Origin of the sequence: Tetragenococcus muriaticus DSM 15685, assembly GCF_000423785.1 — a bacterium.
In the GTDB taxonomy this organism is placed as follows: domain Bacteria; phylum Bacillota; class Bacilli; order Lactobacillales; family Enterococcaceae; genus Tetragenococcus; species Tetragenococcus muriaticus.
The window spans coordinates 1-3,391 of the sequence record NZ_AUIQ01000096.1; the positions used below are offsets into that span (position 1 = coordinate 1).

A 3,391-nucleotide genomic window follows, 5' to 3' on the forward strand; every position below is an offset into this window, starting at 1 on the left:
TTGATATTAGGCGGAAACGATGACATTCTCGAGAGTGGATTCGTTTCGAAAAAAGACTCTCGAAAAATGTGTCCAAGATATTGACGTAAATCCACCAAAAGAGAAAGGAAATGGTAATGAAAAAACAGTATTTAAAGCTGGGTTTATTTTTTTTGGTAGCGTTTATATTAGTTATTCAATTATCCGGTTGTGATCAATCTAAAAAATACAAAGGTTACTGGAGTGGACTAGATGAGTACGGAGATTCAGTTGATTTAGAAATCAATAATAATACTTTAAAATTCTTGCAAGACGACCAGCTGACTGAATATGACTATAAAATTAAAGAAACAACTGGTGTAGAAGAAGAAAATAAAGACGAAGTATATGGAGATATGTTAGTTGTAAATGATATCGATACACGTATTATACTAGCAGAAAACAAGGTAAGAGATGACGGTACACTTACTATGGGGTTTTCTCTAGATGGTGGTAATAGTCTTACAACGGTAGATAGTTTAGTCAAACAAGATAAAAATACAAGCCCGATCGCCGATAGTGAGAAAGATATAAGGGATGCAAAAGACACCCAAAAAATCCTATTTTTGATTGCTATAGTTGCGGTAACAGCCACAATTTTCTACAGGAAAAAAGTAAAACAAAAAAACAGCTAGTCATAAAAAAACTGTTGATTAATTATTTTTTTATTTAGATAAGCGATTTCCATGAAATATGTCAACGGTGAATATAGAGGTCAAGTTAGTAAGCCAAGAACCAGGAATTATAAATAGAGAATGTGTCAGAATAAATGAAGTAAATATTTTTTGGAAACAAAGTAAGGGAGCATTGTATGAAAAAGGTGTTTTGGATAGTATTAACTGTAATGATAATGTTTGTAATTAGTAGCTGTGGCGTCCGTCAAACAAATTTTAATGCAGAAGATGAAGAAATTCCTAACATTAATGAAGAAGATATTGAATGGTATTATGGTCAGTGGATAGCTACCACAACCCCTAAGTTTGTTTTAGATGTAAATGAAAATGAAGTGTTAATCACTCATGCGATGAATGGTGAAGGTGAAGTAGAAACAACCAGCACAGAAGCAATTTATAAGGGGGTAGAAGATAAAGTAAATATTTTGTTGGATGATAGTGCAATCAAAGAATTACTTCCCCATTTATTTGAAGATGGAGAATTTACTAGTGCAAAAGGTGTTCTCATGAAGGATGATGAATTTGAAGAAAATACTGGGAGAGAGTCAATACTGTTAGCTATTAATGTATATTATCCTGACGGAACAGCGTATGAGGAACCGATTAGTTTTAATTTTACTAGATATGAAGATGACAGCGATGAGGAAGAAGAAAAAGAGGAGTTAGAAAGATGGAATTCAAGAAGGGAAAAAATACAAGATTCAGAAGAGAGTGATATTGAAGAAGATGAAGGGCTAAAAAGTCAAGATTCTTATGAGGAAGAAACGGAAGACGTAGCAGATCCAGAGATAATTTCTTATAAAGATTTGGATACAACTGATCCAGTTCAGAATGAAGCTAAACGGGTAGGTTGTTACATTATAGACAATGGATTAACTGTTGATTTCATACCTGCTACATCTGCAACTATACAAAAATTACAACTTTATCCATCTGGGGAAAATGAAGATTTTTACGGAGAACTTGAAGATAGTGTTATAGAAGCTAGTCTAAGTACTGAAGACAAGCCAGTTAATGTACTTGAGGAAGAAGGTGGGAAAGAAAGCGGGAAAGTAGTTTTAACGGCGCGAGATGGAAAAATGGTTTTTAGTAAATGAAATCATTTTTCTTCTACTTTCATATAATAAAAAACAACTTATTTTATCAGCTTTCAAATTTTTTATTGACTAGTAAATAACATTAAGATATTCTAAATTAAATAGTTTAAGAGTGCCAGTTCTATAAGGTGGCACTGGTCAGCCTTGTCACACCGGATAGAGCATCCGCCTTCTAAGCGGACGGTCGGGGGTTCAAATCCCTCCTGTGACGTTATAATTAGGCGGGAAATGTTGATTTAAAGGCGTTTCCCGCTTTCTTTATACCAAAAATGTGCCGAAATTTTATTTTTTGATAGGTTTAAATATTTGTGTCGGTTTTGAACAAATTCAAGAAACTTTTCGTTGACGAATGCCTTACTTTTTGATAAAGTAAATACGTTGTAATTGTGGGCTTTCCTGCAGCTACAACCGCTCTGATCAAGTTTTAAGTGCTAATATAGCCGCTTGGGATGGCGAGTCTAAGTTTATTATTAAGGAGGTGCACAAGCATGTACGCGATTATCAAAACAGGTGGAAAACAATATAAGGTTGAAGAAAACCAACCAATCTACATTGAAAAATTAGATGCAGAAGCTGGTGAAAAAGTAACTTTTGACGAAGTTGTTTTAGTTGGTGGTGACACGACAAAAGTCGGTAACCCATTAGTTGAAGGAGCAAGTGTTGAAGGTACAGTAGAAAAAAATGGCAAACAAAAGAAAGTTGTCACTTTTAAATACAAGCCTAAGAAGGATTCACACCGTAAACAAGGACATCGTCAACCTTATACTAAGGTAACGATTAATGTAATCAATGCATAATTTAAATAAAGCAGGAGATTACGATGATTAAGGGAACTTTCAAACGTGATGATTCAGGTAGAATCAATTCCTATAAAATAACTGGTCATGCAGATACTGGTGAATATGGTTATGATATTGTATGTGCAGCTGTCTCTGTTTTAGCGATTAATGCGGTTAATGGTATTGATTCATTAGCTGGTGTGCAACCAATGGTTAACTCAGACGAAGAAAATGGCGGGTACCTTTATGTTGAAGTACCATCTGCTAATACACAGGAACAATCGAATATTATACAGATCTTATTAGAAAGCCTATTATTAGGTATGCAATCTGTTCAAGAGCAGTATAACGATTATGTACAATTAGAAACAATTCAATAAGGAGGTGCATCGTATGTTAATGAAAATGAATTTACAATTATTTGCTCATAAAAAAGGTGGCGGTTCAACAGCTAACGGCCGTGACTCTGTATCCAAACGTTTAGGAGCAAAAAGTGCTGACGGTCAAACGGTTACTGGTGGCTCCATTCTTTATCGCCAACGTGGAACAAGAATTTATCCAGGTCAAAACGTGGGCAAAGGCGGCGATGATACATTGTTTGCAAAAATTGATGGTACCGTACGCTTTGAACGCTTAGGTCGGGATAGAAAACGTGTTTCAGTTTACCCGGTTGCTCAAGAAGCATAGAAATGTATTGGCTAGAACCTTTATCATATAGGGGTTCTAGCCTTTTTTTAGTATGACGGGCATGTGTTATGTCTAGAGTGAAAGTCTCTGTGGAGCGTCGTTACCAACGAATCCCAAAGCGACTTGCAAGTTTCGT

At 35.4% G+C, this 3,391-nt stretch carries 5 protein-coding genes, 1 tRNA gene and 1 other annotated feature; all 6 genes read left to right on the forward strand.

Translation table 11 applies throughout. The features are described from left to right. Positions 1–116: 116 nt before the first annotated feature. The 6 genes from G577_RS0110170 to rpmA all read left to right on the forward strand — a co-directional run bounded on the left by G577_RS0110170 (position 117) and on the right by rpmA (position 3,255). The gene (locus G577_RS0110170) at positions 117–653 is read left to right on the forward strand and encodes a hypothetical protein (RefSeq protein WP_162141359.1); all 537 of its coding nucleotides are present in this window, start codon (positions 117–119) and stop codon (positions 651–653) included. 176 nt (positions 654–829) lie between these two features. After that, complete coding sequence (locus tag G577_RS0110175; RefSeq protein ID WP_028791073.1) at positions 830–1,789, forward strand: hypothetical protein; 960 nt, start codon at positions 830–832, stop codon at positions 1,787–1,789. A 146-nt stretch (positions 1,790–1,935) separates the two neighbouring features. Then, positions 1,936–2,000: transfer RNA gene (locus tag G577_RS12110), tRNA-Leu, on the forward strand. Between the two features lie 185 nt (positions 2,001–2,185). Continuing rightward, positions 2,186–2,259: a sequence feature (ribosomal protein L21 leader region), on the forward strand. 18 nt (positions 2,260–2,277) lie between these two features. Beyond that, on the forward strand, positions 2,278–2,586 hold the full coding sequence (rplU, locus tag G577_RS0110180; protein WP_028791074.1) for a 50S ribosomal protein L21: 309 nt from the start codon (positions 2,278–2,280) through the stop codon (positions 2,584–2,586). A gap of 23 nt (positions 2,587–2,609) precedes the next feature. Then, entirely contained in the window at positions 2,610–2,948 is a 339-nt protein-coding gene (locus tag G577_RS0110185; protein ID WP_028791075.1) for a ribosomal-processing cysteine protease Prp, read from the forward strand. A 13-nt stretch (positions 2,949–2,961) separates the two neighbouring features. Continuing rightward, positions 2,962–3,255 carry a 50S ribosomal protein L27 gene (gene rpmA / locus G577_RS0110190; protein WP_028791076.1) on the forward strand — a complete coding sequence of 98 codons (294 nt, stop codon included), beginning with the start codon at positions 2,962–2,964 and terminating at the stop codon, positions 3,253–3,255. Positions 3,256–3,391 lie beyond the last annotated feature (136 nt).

Bases quoted from the DNA above. Each gene is read 5' to 3' on its own strand.
- G577_RS0110170 (WP_162141359.1), top strand. From the start codon at position 117: ATGAAAAAACAGTATTTAAAGCTGGGTTTATTTTTTTTGGTAGCGTTT.
- G577_RS0110175 (WP_028791073.1), top strand. From the start codon at position 830: ATGAAAAAGGTGTTTTGGATAGTATTAACTGTAATGATAATGTTTGTA.
- G577_RS0110185 (WP_028791075.1), top strand. From the start codon at position 2,610: ATGATTAAGGGAACTTTCAAACGTGATGATTCAGGTAGAATCAATTCC.
- rplU (WP_028791074.1), top strand. From the start codon at position 2,278: ATGTACGCGATTATCAAAACAGGTGGAAAACAATATAAGGTTGAAGAA.
- rpmA (WP_028791076.1), top strand. From the start codon at position 2,962: ATGTTAATGAAAATGAATTTACAATTATTTGCTCATAAAAAAGGTGGC.